Origin of the sequence: uncultured Dokdonia sp. (genome assembly GCF_947492815.1) — a bacterium.
In the GTDB taxonomy this organism is placed as follows: Bacteria; Bacteroidota; Bacteroidia; order Flavobacteriales; family Flavobacteriaceae; genus Dokdonia.
Genome location: NZ_CANLOB010000011.1, coordinates 102,474 through 119,191, shown reverse-complemented (window position 1 = coordinate 119,191; position 16,718 = coordinate 102,474). Strand labels below are relative to the sequence as shown.

Annotated in this window: 15 protein-coding genes; 7 read left to right on the top strand and 8 right to left on the bottom strand. The window is 35.5% G+C overall.

The genetic code is table 11. The features are described 5' to 3' along the window. Positions 1–243: 243 nt before the first annotated feature. The 6 genes from Q1A01_RS12250 to Q1A01_RS12225 form a co-directional block, all read right to left on the bottom strand. The gene (locus Q1A01_RS12250; protein WP_299681018.1) at positions 244–1,383 is read right to left on the bottom strand and encodes an amidohydrolase family protein; all 1,140 of its coding nucleotides are present in this window, start codon (positions 1,381–1,383) and stop codon (positions 244–246) included. Positions 1,384–1,441: 58 nt separating this feature from the next. Then, on the bottom strand, positions 1,442–1,774 hold the full coding sequence (locus Q1A01_RS12245; RefSeq protein WP_299681015.1) for a 2TM domain-containing protein: 333 nt from the start codon (positions 1,772–1,774) through the stop codon (positions 1,442–1,444). Between the two features lie 22 nt (positions 1,775–1,796). Continuing rightward, a complete protein-coding gene (locus Q1A01_RS12240; protein ID WP_299681012.1) occupies positions 1,797–2,147 on the bottom strand; it encodes a 2TM domain-containing protein in 351 nt (116 codons plus the stop codon). Between the two features lie 88 nt (positions 2,148–2,235). Then, entirely contained in the window at positions 2,236–2,535 is a 300-nt protein-coding gene (locus tag Q1A01_RS12235; RefSeq protein ID WP_299681009.1) for a 2TM domain-containing protein, read from the bottom strand. Continuing rightward, positions 2,535–2,834, bottom strand: a complete 300-nt coding sequence (locus Q1A01_RS12230) for a 2TM domain-containing protein (protein ID WP_299681006.1) — start codon at positions 2,832–2,834, stop codon at positions 2,535–2,537. The genes Q1A01_RS12235 and Q1A01_RS12230 overlap by 1 nt, the downstream gene beginning before the upstream one ends. Before the next feature lie 12 nt (positions 2,835–2,846). Further along, positions 2,847–3,128: a 2TM domain-containing protein gene (locus Q1A01_RS12225; protein ID WP_299681003.1), complete on the bottom strand. Its 282-nt coding sequence runs from the start codon at positions 3,126–3,128 to the stop codon at positions 2,847–2,849. Positions 3,129–3,662: 534 nt separating this feature from the next. Here Q1A01_RS12225 and uvrB point away from each other — a divergent pair. The 4 genes from uvrB to Q1A01_RS12205 all read left to right on the top strand — a co-directional run bounded on the left by uvrB (position 3,663) and on the right by Q1A01_RS12205 (position 10,159). Beyond that, positions 3,663–5,663, top strand: a complete 2,001-nt coding sequence (gene uvrB, locus Q1A01_RS12220) for an excinuclease ABC subunit UvrB (protein ID WP_299681001.1) — start codon at positions 3,663–3,665, stop codon at positions 5,661–5,663. Positions 5,664–5,756: 93 nt separating this feature from the next. Next, on the top strand, positions 5,757–7,067 hold the full coding sequence (locus Q1A01_RS12215; RefSeq protein WP_299680998.1) for a short-chain dehydrogenase: 1,311 nt from the start codon (positions 5,757–5,759) through the stop codon (positions 7,065–7,067). A gap of 202 nt (positions 7,068–7,269) precedes the next feature. Continuing rightward, positions 7,270–7,422 carry a hypothetical protein gene (locus tag Q1A01_RS12210; RefSeq protein WP_299680995.1) on the top strand — a complete coding sequence of 51 codons (153 nt, stop codon included), beginning with the start codon at positions 7,270–7,272 and terminating at the stop codon, positions 7,420–7,422. A 103-nt stretch (positions 7,423–7,525) separates the two neighbouring features. Next, complete coding sequence (locus tag Q1A01_RS12205) at positions 7,526–10,159, top strand: CHAT domain-containing tetratricopeptide repeat protein (protein ID WP_299680992.1); 2,634 nt, start codon at positions 7,526–7,528, stop codon at positions 10,157–10,159. On the opposite strand, the gene Q1A01_RS12200 is transcribed toward Q1A01_RS12205, so the two are convergent. Together Q1A01_RS12200 and Q1A01_RS12195 are read right to left on the bottom strand one after the other, a co-directional pair. Beyond that, positions 10,139–10,849 carry a tetratricopeptide repeat protein gene (locus tag Q1A01_RS12200; RefSeq protein ID WP_299680989.1) on the bottom strand — a complete coding sequence of 237 codons (711 nt, stop codon included), beginning with the start codon at positions 10,847–10,849 and terminating at the stop codon, positions 10,139–10,141. The two genes, Q1A01_RS12205 and Q1A01_RS12200, sit on opposite strands and share 21 nt — an antisense overlap. Then, the gene (locus Q1A01_RS12195) at positions 10,842–11,402 is read right to left on the bottom strand and encodes a sigma-70 family RNA polymerase sigma factor (protein WP_299680986.1); all 561 of its coding nucleotides are present in this window, start codon (positions 11,400–11,402) and stop codon (positions 10,842–10,844) included. Before Q1A01_RS12195 ends, Q1A01_RS12200 begins: the two co-directional genes overlap by 8 nt. A 214-nt stretch (positions 11,403–11,616) precedes the next feature. Between Q1A01_RS12195 and Q1A01_RS12190 the strand changes: the two genes are divergently transcribed. Genes Q1A01_RS12190 through Q1A01_RS12180 form a run of 3 tightly spaced genes read left to right on the top strand, consistent with a single transcriptional unit; the run spans position 11,617 to position 16,716 of the window. Next, positions 11,617–13,827 (top strand): tail fiber domain-containing protein, encoded by a 2,211-nt coding sequence (locus Q1A01_RS12190; RefSeq protein ID WP_299680983.1) that lies wholly within the window; start codon positions 11,617–11,619, stop codon positions 13,825–13,827. Continuing rightward, positions 13,817–15,844, top strand: coding sequence for a tail fiber domain-containing protein (locus tag Q1A01_RS12185; RefSeq protein ID WP_299680980.1), 2,028 nt, complete (start codon positions 13,817–13,819; stop codon positions 15,842–15,844). Before Q1A01_RS12190 ends, Q1A01_RS12185 begins: the two co-directional genes overlap by 11 nt. Continuing rightward, positions 15,841–16,716 carry a hemagglutinin protein gene (locus Q1A01_RS12180; RefSeq protein WP_299680977.1) on the top strand — a complete coding sequence of 292 codons (876 nt, stop codon included), beginning with the start codon at positions 15,841–15,843 and terminating at the stop codon, positions 16,714–16,716. The genes Q1A01_RS12185 and Q1A01_RS12180 overlap by 4 nt, the downstream gene beginning before the upstream one ends. Positions 16,717–16,718 lie beyond the last annotated feature (2 nt).

Sequence of the window (16,718 nt, the reverse complement as noted above, 5' to 3'; positions counted from 1 at the left end):
TTTGCTTTCGCGAAAGCGTATACAGCATACATACTACTTATATACTCTGTTGTGCATTTAGATGTTCATTATTCTAATTTTCTAGTGAAATTTTCAGTTTTTACCTCCATCCGAAAGGAATAACTAAAAATTTTGTTGATATACCCATTAGGGTTAGGTGAAAATTGATGAAATTACTCAAAATGTACAACAAGTTCTTTTAGAATTACTATATAAATATAGTGTATTGTAGTTTTAGCTTAATTATTTTTTAGTGATAACAGTACCTGCTTTCCATATGGTTTCTATGCTCGAAATATGATCCATAGTTTCTAAAGGGTTTTTTGAAAGTAGTAACATATCTGCAATGTAGCCTTCTTTTATAAACCCTGTTTTTCCAATATTGAATTTTGTAGCAGGAAGTGAGGTAGCACTTTTTAGGACATCTACAGCTGGAATTCCTGCTTTACTAAAGAAGATAAGCTCTTTATATAAATCAGTTCCCATATTGATTTCTGCATTTGGAGGATCTGTTCCTGCCAAAATTGGGATTCCTGCATCATATAATCGTTTTACTTCTTTTAATAATGCTTCTTCTACCAGTGCAGTTTCTTCGGCTGTTTTTCCATAAAATAATGGTTGTACCAATACATTGGTTAATATTGTGGGAATCACAAAAAAGTCTTGATTAGCTACTAAATCATCTAATTGCTCTTGTGGTAACGCTCCATCTCCCCAGATATGTACCAGACCATCGGCTCCATTTGACAATACTTTGTACGCATCTTCTTTTTTAGAAATATGGACCACTGCTACTTTATCTTGTACGTGTGCTTCTTCTATAAGTGCTTTTGCTATGTCATGAGAAATGGTAGCTTTCCACGGTTCTACAATAATTTTAATATGATCAACACCAGCTTCTACTCTATCTGCAATCCATTGTTTTGCATCTTCAGGTTTTTCTAAGGTGGGTACATCAAAACCATACTGTGTTCCATGACCTCCTGGGGCAGTAGCAGCATATCCTGCTCTATATAAACGTGCTGTTCCAACCTGATCACGCATATTTGTCATATAATGTTGCATAGATTCTAATCCATGCATATCTATTAAGTTCAGTACTCCTGCATTTGCAGCTTCATACAACTGTGGTACCATAAATGAATGCACATGACAATTAGTAAGTGCTGGCATTAAGAATTTTCCATTACCGTCTACTATTTTATAATCGCCTTGAATACGTTTTCCAACTTTTTTGACAATACCATCTTCTATAAGTACAGAGGTATTTTCAATAACAGTTTCTCCATCAAACAACGTCACATCTTTTATTACAAAAGACTCTTGTGCTTGAATTCCTAAAAATGTAAACCAAATGATGATAATGGTGCTATACAACTTCATAAATATGTTATTTTTTGATTGATTATTACTTTACATTCCCTTGAAAAAGGCTTTTAGTTTATTTTTTGATAGTACTTGCAAAATCTTCTTCTTCTTCCATATATTCCTGAATCTTACGTTGTTCCCATTTTTTATAAAAGCTATTGTATCGAACGCCTTTAAATACATAGAACCAATGCAACAACAAACCTATTCCCCATAAAATGGGTGTTATTAATCGTGTCCAAAAAGGAATATAAGAGGTGAATTGCCCTCCGTCAAAAACACCAGCATAAAACAATTGCTGTACCGTACAAAAAAAGATATAGGCAAAGAGGTGTGAATACCATTTCCTTTCATTTTTTATTTGCTTTTTAACGCGTTCGTATTTTTCTTCGTTTTTATTCTCCATTAGAATCACTTTCAATATTTAGTTATTTTTTAGAGGATCTTTTCTTGATGATATGCGTAAAATCTTCTTCCTCTTCTTCCATAAACTGTTTGATTTTACGAGCCTCCCAATCCTTATAAAATTTTATAGAGCGAATTTTCTTAAACACTTTTATCCAATGACCTAACAATCCAATACCCCAGAAAAAAGGTGTTGTAAAATGAACCCACCAAGGCATATATCCTGTTACTCTTCCGTCGTCAAATAGCCCAAAATAAAATAACTGTAAGCATATATTGACAATTAGGTATATAAAAAGATGTGTATACCATCCCTTTTCATGTTCTATCTGTTTTTTTGCTCGTTGTAATTTTTCTTGATCTATATCTTCCATCTTCATGTGCTTTTTTTAGCAATGCTACTATTTCCTTTTTAAAAGAATGTATTTACTCTCTTATCGAATTTATAAAATTTTCTTCCTCTTATTCCATATGCTCTCTGATCTTACGTTCTTCCCATTTTTTATAAAAATTTGTAAAACGTACTTTTTTAAACGCATATAACCAATGTACAAAGACATTCAATCCCCAGAAAAATGGCGTTGTAAATCTCACCCACCAAGGAATATACTGCGTAAATTCTCCGTCATCAAAAACGCCTTCGTAAAATAATTGCAATAGTATATTTACTAGGATATAAATGAAAAGGTGTGAATACCACATTTTCTCATTTTCAACTTGCTTTCTAACGCGTACGTATTTTTCTTGATCTATAGCTGCCATTAGAACCAGTTTTGACTATTTCTATTTTCTTTTTCCATTTGCTCTCGAATCTTACGCTGTTCCCAGTTTTTTCCTAAAAACAAATCTGTACCGAAGAGTTTAAATGCTTCTATCACAATGCCTAATCCCCAAAATCCAATAATCCATAAAAACCAAGGATATCGTAATCCATTTGAATAGTAATTAAACCCTAAGAATAAGAGGCCGAATAAAAGGAAACTTCCTAATTTTCCATAAAATTTTCTAAGTGCTACTACTCTAGCTCTAGCTCTTTCGTATTTATTTTCTTGTCCTTCCATGATTTCTATTTTTTAAAATTTATCATCACGTAATAATTCTTCAATTTTGCGTTTCTCCCAATCCTTATTAAATAAAGGGTTCCATCCAAAGGTTTGAATAGCGTGACTTAACAAACCTATTCCCCAACCTGCTATTGGAAATATCGCCCAAGGAAACGAAGTCGTATAATAGTTTACAATAATAAATATAGGCACCATAACTAAGTAAGTAATTAAATGCGTGTAGAACTCTTTTAATTCCGTTACGTGTGCTTTTGCTCTGTCATATTTATGATCTGTGTGTATATCGTTCATGGTTTCGTTGTTTTAAAATTACGATGTAAAGATGATATAATCTAGTATTCTTAGAAAGTAAGGGTAACTCAACTGTTATTTTTTAAGGATGAATTGCAAAAAATAGTCTCAAAATGAAACTCAGTGGGATTATTGCTAAGTTTTTAGCTTACAGTACGTTTACATTCTTCCTCTGTAAAAGACCTATATTTTGATAAGGAATCATTTATCGGTAGTCACCTTATCTTTTGAAACCTAGTCTATATTAGACCTATAAATTTTTCAAAGTAGTATGTGATACACTTTAGATTTGATTTTATATCACGATAAAGATTGACTTGACAATTTTTATATAAAATATTATTTTGAATATCATATACACTAAACTTGTAAAGCGGGCTCTGCCCGCTTTTCTTTTATCTCGAATCGCCACATTTCCTAATATAAGATGTCTAATTACGCTTTCGTACTTAGATGTAACTCAGCATAAACTTCTTCGTCGCTATGCTTCCTTGAAAGCGTAAAAAGCCTTAATTTAGCGTAGCTACTGTATCTATGAAATTCAAACTACAATCCGACTTTAAACCCACTGGGGATCAACCTACTGCTATCAAATCACTTGTAGAAGGACTCGAAGCGCAAGAAACCTATCAAACACTACTGGGAGTTACTGGAAGTGGAAAAACATTTACGGTAGCTAATGTCATACAAGAGGTACAAAAACCGACCTTGGTCTTGGCGCATAACAAAACACTTGCTGCGCAGTTATATAGTGAGTTTAAAGCTTTTTTTCCAGAGAATGCAGTAGAGTATTTTGTCTCGTATTATGATTATTATCAGCCAGAAGCATTCATCCCGTCGTCTGGAGTGTACATAGAAAAAGACCTTTCTATTAACGAAGAAATTGAAAAAATGCGATTAAGCACCACCTCTTCCCTACTTTCTGGAAGACGCGATGTACTAGTCGTTGCCTCGGTTTCTTGTTTATACGGTATTGGAAATCCAGCCGAGTTTCAGAAAAATGTTATTGAGATCAAACGCGACCAGATTATTGCACGTACGATGTTATTAAAACAACTCGTACAAGGACTTTATAGTCGTACAGAAATGGAGTTTGGGCGTGGTAATTTTAGAATCAAAGGAGATATTGTCGAGATCTTTCCTGGTTATGCAGATATTGCATTTAGAGTACATTTTTTTGGAGATGAAATTGAAGAAATAGAAGCTTTTGATCCTAAGACTAGTGAGGTGATAGAAAAATACGAACAGCTTCGTATTTATCCTGCAAATATGTTTGTTACGTCTCCTGATGTTCTACAGGGAGCTATTAATCAAATAGGAGAAGATCTTGTCAAACAGGTTGATTATTTTAAAGATATAGGAAGACATCTAGAAGCCAAACGACTGGATGAACGAACCAACTTTGATTTGGAAATGATCAGAGAGTTAGGGTATTGCTCAGGAATTGAGAACTACTCTCGTTATCTAGATGGACGAGAACCCGGTACGCGTCCGTTCTGTTTATTGGATTATTTTCCTGAAGACTACCTGATGGTTGTGGATGAGAGTCACGTAACGGTTTCGCAAGTAAGCGCGATGTATGGTGGAGATAGAAGTCGTAAAGAAAACTTAGTAGAATATGGGTTTAGACTCCCTGCGGCTATGGATAATAGACCGTTAAAGTTTGAAGAATGGGAACTACTTCAAAATCAAGTAATTTATGTTTCTGCAACTCCTGCAGATTATGAATTGCAGAAATCGGAAGGTACGTATGTAGAACAAATCATTCGACCAACAGGGCTTTTAGATCCTATAGTAGAAGTACGTCCAAGTTTAAATCAAATAGATGATCTCATCGAAGAAATTAATAAAGTCATAGAACGAGATGAGCGTATATTAGTAACTACACTTACGAAACGTATGGCAGAGGAATTAACGAAGTACCTTGCCCGTATTGATATCCGTACTAGATATATTCACTCAGATGTAGATACCTTAGAACGTGTTGAGATTATGCAAGATCTTCGTAAAGGACTCTATGATGTACTAGTTGGTGTGAATTTATTACGTGAAGGATTAGATCTTCCTGAAGTTTCATTGGTGGCGATACTTGATGCAGATAAAGAAGGATTCTTACGTAGCAAGCGGTCGCTTACACAAACCATAGGACGTGCTGCGCGTAACGTAAATGGGAAAGCCATCATGTATGCAGATAAGATCACCAGAAGTATGCAAGAAACTATAGATGGTAGTGATTATCGCAGAACCAAGCAAATTGCATATAACGATGCTCACGGACTGAAACCGCAAGCAATTAAAAAGAGTTTGGATAATGCGCTTACGCGAAAAGCAACCTATACTGTAGAAGCACAAAACCTTATTGACCTCGCTGCCGAAGATGCCGCTACCTACCAAACCAAGCCAGAAATAGAAAAAAGCATCAGAGATACTCGAAAAGCTATGGAAGCTGCTGCCAAAGAACTGGACTTTATGCAAGCGGCTAAATTACGCGACCAGTTTAAAATGCTGCAAGAGAAATTGAAGGATTTAGCATAAGAAATTTTTAGTTGTATCCGCTTTCGCGAAAGCGCATAATTAAGTACTATCAAAAAAGCACCTTATATTATTATTTTAAAATCTGTCATCTTTATGAGAACCTGCCTTCTCTTTTTCTTTACTTTTATTCTTTCTATAAGCTGTTCTAACAAAGAAGAAACGGATATACAATTATTAGAAAAAGATAAAAAACAACTTGTAGAAAGTCTAGATGCATACAAAGTCTCTTCCTATAAATTTGGTAAAATTTTGATAAGAGCATCTATAGCAGAAGATACCATTTCTAAAGATTTTCAAGATTTTAAAACTAATTTTCAAGAGATTTTTGATATTCTCATGAAACATGATCATCTAGAAGAGAGCTCATTATCTATTTTAGATTACATAAAACTATATCGTGATTATAAAAAAGTAGAAGGCTTTATCATAGAAACTGATGAAGATATATTTCCTACTCTTACTGAAGTTTTTATGTATACTCACGGAGGCTCCACAACTCAACAACCTATCTATTTTGAAGAAGAAAAAAAGATCAATATCCAAAATACAGAACACGCTATTTTAAGTGCAATTGTTCTCTTAAGCAAAGATTTAGGAAAAGAAATTTCGTTATACGAATGCTCAAAAACAAACCCAGAATCATTGCCCGATTCTGAAATCAAAACGTTATTACAATACTATAGAGGGTTCTTATTTTTTGATAAAGAGTTGTATTACTTATCAGAAAATGAGATTACAAGAAACATACATTGGTTAAATAAAAACAAAGAGATAAACCTTCCATATACAAGAGCATTATTTCAATGGGGAAATCTAGATAATCAAAAAACACATACAGGACTTCATGCGTTAAATCATGTTTTTAGAGGTTTTGATAGGCTTCGAATGGATAGAGAAATTGATGAGAAACGGGCATTAGAAGATTTTGCAATATTTCTAGAAGATGCAAATCAAATAGGTTTAAATAACGAGATCACATGGTCTATAGAAACCTATCTGTATCTAAAAAATGAAGAGCATGAGAAAGCTATCTCTTCTCTAACAAAATTGAAAGCTAGTACTTTACTTTCATCTAAAGACAAAAATAATATAGATCAATCTATAGAATATCTTAAAAATAGAGAGTCAGGAAAAGTTTTGAACGGAGTATATGACAAGTATTTCCTAGGTAAAATTGCAACAAAATATATGTTCTCTATACTTTCACAAGTGGATTGGAAAAAATTTCTAGAAGAACAAGAAGTCCCGCATACTAATGAAATGTTTGAGACTATTGACCGTTTAAAAAAATTCCTTGAAGATTTTGACACCTATACTAGTGCTGAGCAATTAAAAGAAAGTGGTGAAAAATTAAGAAACAAAGGAGAAAACTTATGGGATAAGGCAAAAGGACTTGTTGAGTAATAAACTTAAATAATTACCTCAAGTATCCCAAGAGAAATTGAAGGATTTAGCATAAGAAATTTTTAGTTGTATCCGCTTTCGCGAAAGCGTGTATAACATATAAAAATCAAACCCAAAGTAAATCTTCTGAACATTTTAACATTCTATTAAGCTAAAAAAAATCTAATAATTACTTTCATATCATAACTTTAAAATAAAAAATATGATTTTTGAAAATTTAAAAAAGCATCAAATTATTAATCCTATAAAAGTGATGGGCGGAAATACTTCTACTGAAAACACGACTAACGAAGAACTTTTCACAAATGGTTCTAGACAATTTCCTACTCCAAGAACGTATACTTTAGGCGGATAAAATATATCTATTAAAGTTAAAGGAGTTAGTATAGTCTATCTAAGTTCTCTAGTAGTTTGTATATTAGTAACTAACTAGTAGAAACTAACCTCCTATCTTAAAAATGTATCTATCGTCCTTAAAGAGACGCATACTTTTTTCTTTTGTCTGTATACTAGGTTGTATCTGGAATGCAAACCTACTCGTTGCTCAGACAACACCTTCATCCCAAAATCGTGTAGATCGTGAAGCTGCTGACACGTATTTTGCGCAAGCAAAAACAGCATTACAAAATAGAGATACAGAAACAGCTTTACCGCTTATCCATAAAGCAGATTCTTTATATCAAAAATTAGCACTTCCTCAAGAAGTAATCGAGACAAAAATGCTGGAGTATCGATGCTTTAATTTCTCAAAACCAATATCTGAATGGAGTACACCTCTATATCAAGCATTATCTTTTGAAAAGAAGCTCGAAAAACCTAGTATGACCAAGGTAAAACTGTTTGCTGCATTAAGTACCAACGCAAATATTAATAACCAACCTACAGTTTCCTCCTATTATGGTTCAAAAGCATTAAGCTTACTTCAAGGAGAACATCTCATCAAAGCCCCAGAATATCAAGCTTTCTATATGTCCATTTTATATAGAATGGGAAAAGTAGAAGAGTTTCAGTACAATTATAAAAAGGCTGAAAACTTCTATAACCAATCATTAGAAAAAGCTAGAAAACATGAATTACCCTTTTATTTAAGTTATGGAGGTCTTTTTAAAACATATACGCTTACCAATCAGCATGAGAAGATTATTGAAATGGTAGAAGAGTTTGAAGCTGAGAACTATGCGCAGTCACAGCCCTCTTTCTTTGTTTATGATTTTTATTCCTATCATATAGATTATTTAATAAAAAATAGCCTCTATGATAAAGCCATGAAACAATCTTTGGCATTAAAAAAACTACGAAATACGGACAAATTCAAGGCACATTTTTCTGAATGGTTTTTAAGTGAGCGCATTGCCGATATTTATAGCTACCAAGGCAATCATCAGGAAGCCATAAATGAATTACTCAGCACAAAAGCATTACAAGAATCTCTAGAAATCAGAAATATAGAAAGAGCAGCACTCCTTATTAAATTAGCAAAATACTACCTGGATCTTAACGATTATAAAAATGCGCAATATTACAGTGAAGAGGCACTTACTGTAAATACTGGAATACAACGTAACACGACGACATTTCACATGCCTCTAGATCTAGAAAATATTGAAAAAGCACATAAAAATATATTACTAGACAATCTCTTATTTAAAGCACAACTCGCTCAAGAATTATATACAGAAACAAAAAATAACAACTATTTAAAAACGAAAAAACAATCCTATATAACTGCGCATGAATTAATTAAACGAATGGGTAAATTAAGCGATGAAGATGCATTTCTAAATGAAACGCAATTCAAAAATGTATATGGTAATTTGATGCAGTTATATCAACAAGAATGGCAAGCTAATAAAGACCAAAAAACTTTTGATAGCGCTTTACAATTACGTCTACAAAGTCAATATGTTACCATATTAAATGAACTTAAAGATGCGCAACAACATAAAGATATTGACTCCATTCCATTTATTAAAAATAGTAGAACTACATATGAAGGATACAATAAAGTATACTATTTCTGGGGACAAAAAGCAATCTATGTGTTACACGAAAATAACACGACACAACACTTTGATAACATTCTGCTCACTCCAGAATTAAAGGAAGCCATTGACATCGTAAGTGCTGAAGTCCGGAAAAAAGATACACCTAGAAATAACAAGGCGCATCAACTTATATATGAAAAACTCTTAAAGAAATACATACAATCTGATCCAAAAACAGCTGTATTATTAGATGATAAATTACATCTTATACCTATGTCTTCTCTATGGATAGCTGCAGAGAAACAGTATCTATTAGATAAAACTAGCATGATACATATCACCACAGCATTGCCCATAAAAGAGACATCACGATCTGAGAAGGCATTACTTATGGCTCCCTTTGCTACACAAGATGGTATTTTCAATAACCGTCTTGCTAAAAGTTTTGATGAGATAAATGCAATAGCGCCCTATTTTGATCATACAACCTATGTAGATCAACAAGCAACTAAAAATGTATTTCTAGATCAGCTTACTAATTCATCTATAATCCATTTGGCAACACACGCGATAGCAAATGCAGAAGATCCATTGCTAAGTACGATTCAATTTTATGAAGAAGAAGCTTTAGATCCTGCAAAAATAAGCTTGACATTACCCGAAATTTATGATTTAAATCTCAATGCAGATTTAGTAACGTTAAGTGCATGTGAAACGGGTATTGGGAAAGAAATTAAAGGAAAAGGAGTACAAAGTATGGCCAATGCTTTTACACATGCAGGTGCATCAAGTACCGTCATGAGTTTATGGAAAGTACCCGATACAGAAACTACCATGATTATGACTAGTTTTTATACGTACCTTCATGAAGGCATGTCTAAAGATGAAGCATTACGTAAAGCAAAACTAGCGTATCTAGATGCACAGAGATATTATCCAACTTTACAACATCCCTATTACTGGTCTGGGTTTATTATTTCTGGAAACCCTACAGCTATCAAACAACAAGATCAACCCTGGAAAAAATGGATATTCATTGCAATAGGCATCTTTTTACTTCTATTCTTATTGCTGTTCAGAAAACCTTTATTCCAACAATTTCAATAATTCTTGAGCTTCTTTATTTTTAAAAGGAGTCTCTGATTGAAGTAAGCTATTCAAATATCCTTTAGCTTTCTTTTTATCATTCAATTTTAAATAACTTAAAGCTAAATACCACTGAACTTCCCCATACATCGTATCTGTTTTTTTAATACGAGATTCTAAGATCAAAATAGCTGTTTCTGTGTCCCCTATTTGTAGTTGAGCATTTGCTTTGTAAAATTCAATCATAGGTTCTGGAGTGTCCTTTAATAAGTCGTCAAAGTACGCAATAGCCTCCTTATAATTTTGTTCATCATACGCTTTAAAGGCTCGTTCTTTTGTTGTCTTTACCGCTTCTCCCCTAACGATAGGTTGCACTATATTTTTATACGGTTCAAAGTACTGCGCATAAAGTGATTCTGTAGAGGAAATACTGTTTATATACCATACACTACTTAGCCCTATAAGAATCAAAAATGTAGCTGCTATAGACCATTTTCTCCATGAGGAGCGTTTTTCTTCTTTATAAAAAGAGTGTAATTGTGCTTTTGTCTGATTGTAGTCCGCTTTCGCGAAAGCGTAATTAAGCTCTTCATAAAAGAGTATAGCATCTGCAAAAGAAGCATCTTTCTCAAGATACTCCTGAAACAACGCCTCTTCTTCTTGGCGGAGCGTTCCTTGCAAATATTTCTGAATTAATAGTTCTTTATCCATAACTGGGGGATTTTACGAGTGCCTTTAAACTTTTAATACATCTCGATTTTTGACTTTTGGCTACATCCTTACTACTATATCCTAGGGTCTCTACAATTTCATCTAAACTGAAGCCACGATAATAAAACAAGTACAAGATTTCTCGGCACTTTCCTCCTAGCTGTTCTAATGCTAATTGCATTTGATGTTTTCGCTCTCCATCAGGAATCGTAGCTTCCACAATTTCTGACATAACTGTTTGCTCATTATACATTTCTGAGAAATCTTCTACTAGATGTACTTTTTTCTGTTTACGCAAATGCGCATAAATCAAATACTTCCCAATACTAAAAAGATAGGTTCTTAATTCGCTTTTTAAATTGTCGAGTTTCCCTTGACGGGCATTATCTCTTAAGATAATAATCGCATCTTGATACACATCTTCAGCCATCGATGCTGTGATAGGGTATTTTTTTGAATAACGCAAAAAAGCCTTGCGATGGGCAAGGTATATGTCGCGTAATGCTTCCGGTCGATCTTCTTTTAATCCAGTAATAAGGCGTTGCTTTTTCATATTAGTGTATTAAAACTATCGAGGTAAACATTTTATGTTATTAAAAATATAAAAAAGAAATGATGCCTGTAAAATGAGTACGATCACCTCAAGACCAGTCGCTTTCTAATCACTAATAAACAGGTAGTTATAAATAAAAGTTGAAAAATAGTACATCTTGATGTTTACTTTTTAAAAGCAATAACACCAATGAGTAAACTAATTACTATCATTTATGAAGGCTTTTCAAAAATTATTGCTTGTATGTTGTTGCATGCTTCCTTTCTATATAGGAATAGCACAATCACAGTCTATTAACTATAAAGCCATTATTAGAGATGATACAGGTACTATTTTAGCCAATGATCTTGTTATTATTCAGTTTACGATTCTAGAAGGCGCTACAAATGTATACTCTGAAAATCACACCCCTACTACAGATGCCAACGGACTTGTTATTCTAAACATTGGCGAAGGGGCAGTATTAAGTGGAGATTATACAACGATTGATTGGGCTACAACCGATCACTTTTTAAATGTACAAATCAATACTGGAGGCGGGCTTGTAGATATGGGCACCACTCAGTTTCTATCTGTCCCGTATGCATTACATGCACAAACCGCAGAAAACACCATGGGCTTGGAAGATATAGATGAAGGTAATGGTATTGGATGGCGATTAAAGGATCGTGATCCTGATAATTATGGAAATATTGGTGAAAATGCTATTGATTTAAGTATCACAACTTCTCCAAATACCAACCGAGGTGCTACAGGTAATAGAGCATTTGCAGTAGGAGTTTCAACCATAGCGTCTGGAGACACTTCTTTTGCTACAGGTTCTGCTACAGAGGCTTCTGGAGCTTTCTCCTTTGCTGCAGGAGGAGCAACTACAGCTTCAGGAACGGGTTCTGTTGTTTTTGGCAGTACCAGCGACGCTATAGGAGATGTATCCTTTGCTCAAGGAATAGGACTTCGTGCAGATGCTCTTCTTTCGGCAACTTTTGGTCGTAATAATATTGGAGGAGGAAGTGTAGGTTTATGGACTCCTAGTGATCCGCTTTTTGAAATAGGAAATGGTAGTAATAATTCAAGTGGAAGGAATAACGCTTTAACCATCTATAAAAATGGAAATATTACTATGGATAACTCTGTGGTGAGTGCTAATGGTACTACAGGAGAATTGGCCGTCGCTTTAGGGAATGAAACTACTTCTAATGGTGTATATAGTTTGTCTGCAGGAAGCGGCACTATTGCTAGTGGTCAAACTTCTGTTGCCTTTGGGTCTACGACAACAGCATCTGGCGCAGCTTCTTTTACTACTGGTCTAAGCACAACAGCAACACAAGCAGGAGCAGTAGCTATGGGCGCTTTTACGGAAGCTTCAGGAAGCTCATCTTTTGCTGCAGGAGCGAGTACCTCAGCTACTAGTACTAATGCTACTGCTTTTGGTAGTGGTACGACAGCTTCAGGATTTGCATCGTTTGCTACAGGTTCTTTGACAAGTGCTGGTGGTGCAAGATCTTTTTCCTTTGGATTGCAGAGTAATGCTGCTGGAAATCATGCAATGGCGGGTGGAGATAACAATCTTGCAAATGCAGAGAATTCGGTTGCTTTAGGTACTAATTCTCAATCTTTCGGAGATCATTCTTTTTCCATGGGGACTAGTGCCATTGCATTTTCAAATTCTGAATTTGTAATTGGACGTTATAATGACCTATACGCATCTTCTGCCTCTGGTATAGCAGGTACAGATCGACTATTTGTAGTGGGAAATGGCACAAGTGTTTCTGATCGAGATAACGCAATCACGGTCCTTAAAAATGGAAATACAGGTATAGGCACCTCCAATCCTCTGGAACGATTGCATGTTGCCAATGGTCGTTTGCGTATCGGCACCGAAACTGTTGAAGATACAGGGACTAATCGCTTAGAATGGAATTGCGGTCTCTTTCCAGATACCGATGATAGTTTTCAATTAGGCGGCTCTGCCTTACGATGGGAAGCGGTTTGGGCAACCGATGGAACCATAAATACCTCAGATCGTAGAGAGAAAAAAGATATTAAAGGATTAAACTATGGCTTACGCGAAATTTTAGACCTCAACCCGGTACGCTTTCGCTGGAAAGCAAAACCTGAACAAGGAGAGAAACTCGGACTGATTGCTCAAGATATATTAAAGATTATACCTGAAGTAGTCAAAACACATGAATATGTAACCACTGATGAAGGCGAACATACAACCCTCGAAAAAAAGGAGTTGGACAGACTAGGCGTATACTACACCGATTTGATTCCTGTACTCATCAAAGCTATCCAAGAACAACAAGAAATCATCCAATCTTATAAAAGCGAACAACAGCAAAACAAAGCTGCCATCGCAGATTTACAATCACAAATGAATCAGCTTACAGCGCTATTACAAAACAAAACTTATGAAAAATAATACACTCTTAGTATTCGTTATTTTTTTTGTTTGTCTGATAAGTCAAGCACAAAATAACATCAACTATAAAGCAGTCATTAATGACAATCAAGGGACGCCATTATCTAATCAACTAATTGTCATTCAATTCAGTATTCTAGAAGGAGATGATCAAACAGTGGTATATTCAGAAAACCATACTCCTACTACAGATACCAATGGATTGATCATACTCAATATTGGAGAAGGGACCATATTAAGTGGTGATTATACAGCTATTAATTGGGCTTCAGATACTCATTTCCTAAATGTCCAGGTGAATTCTGGTGGTGGATTAACGGATCTAGGGACCACTCAATTTCTAACAGTTCCCTACGCTATCAATGCACAAACTGCTCAAAACGTAAATGGCTTGGAATCTATTACTGAGGGTGGTTCAACAGGATGGCGCTTGGTAGGAAGGAATCCTGATTTTTATGGAGATATTGGCTCTGGCGCTGTTGACTTAAGTCAGTCGGATAGTAATGCAGCCGAATATGGAGCGATAGGCTTTAATGCTGTCGCTTTAGGTTTTAGAACACGGGCAGAGAGCTTTGCTATTGCTGGTGGTTTTGATACTACAGCTTCTGGGCTTGCTTCTGTCGCTTTTGGTAATGAATCAACAGCCAGCGGATTAAGTGCTGTAGCTATAGGTAGTAGTGCTACGGCAGAGGGAGAAGGTGCTGTGTCTTTAGGTTTACAAACATTTGCCAGTGGAGAACGATCTATGGCTATGGGTAATGTATCATCAGCAACAGGAAATCAATCAATCACATTAGGTTCTAATGTCAATGCACGTTCCTTTGCAGAAATTGCTCTAGGTAACTATAACTCAACAGCTGGATACACTCCTGCGTCTACCACCAACTTTAACGCTAGTGATCGTTTACTCGTAATTGGAAATGGTACCGCTTCCAATACTAGATCAAATGCACTCATTCTATATAAAAATGGCGCATTACAAGTAGGTCAAGGAAGTGAAGCATCAGGAGCGCAATCTTTTGCATCAGGAAGGTTTACACTAGCTTCTGGTAATTCGACAACCGCTATGGGTAATTTTTCACAAGCATTAGGGGACCTTTCTACTGCATTAGGATTTGAAACACAAGCTTCAGGGGTACAATCTACCGCTATTGGGACTTCATCTGTAGCAAGTGGCGAAAGAGCGATTACAATAGCCACTGTTTCAAATGCTTCTGGAGATAATTCAATGGCTTTTGGTTCAGGAACAGTAGCAGCTTCCTTTAGAGAAACTACTATGGGTTCGTACAATACAGAATACATCCCATTATCTACTTCAAATGCTGTCAGTCTTGATCGCCTTTTTGTTATTGGAAATGGAACAGGTTCGTTAAGCCGAAGTGATGCTTTCACCATTCTTAAAAACGGAAATACCGGTATAGGCACTTCAAATCCTCAAGAGCGCCTTCATATTGCTAATGGTCGTTTACGAATCGGTACTGAAACCGTAGAAGATACCGGATCTAATCGGTTGGAATGGAACTGTGGACTCTTCCCTGATACCGATGACAGTTTTCAATTAGGTGGCTCTGCATTGCGATGGGAAGCAGTTTGGGCAACAGATGGAACCATAAACACCTCAGATCGTAGAGAAAAAAGAGATATTCAACAATTACATTATGGCTTACGCGAAATTTTAGACCTCAATCCAGTTCGCTTTCGCTGGAAAGCAAAACCCGAACAAGGAGAAAAACTCGGGTTGATTGCTCAAGATGTATTAGAAATTATTCCTGAAGTAGTAAAAACACACGAATATATAACTACTGGCGATGACGAAGATGCAACCCGCAAAAAAAAGGAATTGGACAGATTAGGCGTCTATTATAGCGATTTAATTCCTGTACTCATCAAAGCTATTCAAGAGCAGCAACAACTCATTGATCAGCAAAACAAAAAAATAGATCTGCTATCACAACAAACGATGGCTATCGCACAATTACAAGAACGTATTGTACAACTTGAACAAAATAACCAATGAAAAAAGCATTCATTTTTATCTCATTAGTATTCATGAGCAATGTATTTGCTCAGACCATTGACCGTTTTAGTATTGATAATGGCGGTGCTAGCACCACTGTTGGAAATATCAGTATTTTATATACTATTGGAGAAGTACAAGTAGCAGAACGTAGTACTGCCATACTTTCTGTTTCTGAAGGTTTTATTGTGCCTCAACGTATACGTATACGTATACATCCTATTGTATTCTTACAAGGAGCCTATACAAATCCGAATACAGGAGAAGAATTATTGATGCGAGATGACTTACGTATTGCTAGTTCCATACTTATTCCAACAACAAGTCCGTATGACAGTACTACTTGTGATCCTTCCGTTTTTACTACGACAGGAGCAAATGCCATTGTAGATTGGATAGTCATTGAACTTAGAGATGAAAATGATGCTTCTAATGTTTTGGTATCGCAATCAGCTTTATTGCAACGTGATGGAGATATTGTTGCTACCGATGGCACTTCTCCAGTGGCAATAAATAGAGCATCAGGGAATTATTATGTAGCAGTTAGGCATCGTAATCATCTGGGTATTCTTACAGCAAGCACTGTTTCACTTTCAGAAACTGTAACAAATCTAGACCTCAGTACAGATATGAACGCTGTGACTGGAGGAGCGTTGGCCCTTAGAGATATGGGTAATGGCATTTTTGCGATGTATGCAGGTGATGTTAATGCAGATGGAAGCATCTTAAATACAGATATCGCTAATGCACTTTCTGTATCTGGAGGTATTAATGTGTACTCAGGTGCAGATGGAAATATGGATGGAAATATTCTCAACACAGATATCGCACTCATCATTCAACCCAATGCCGGACGTATTCAGCAATTTTAAAA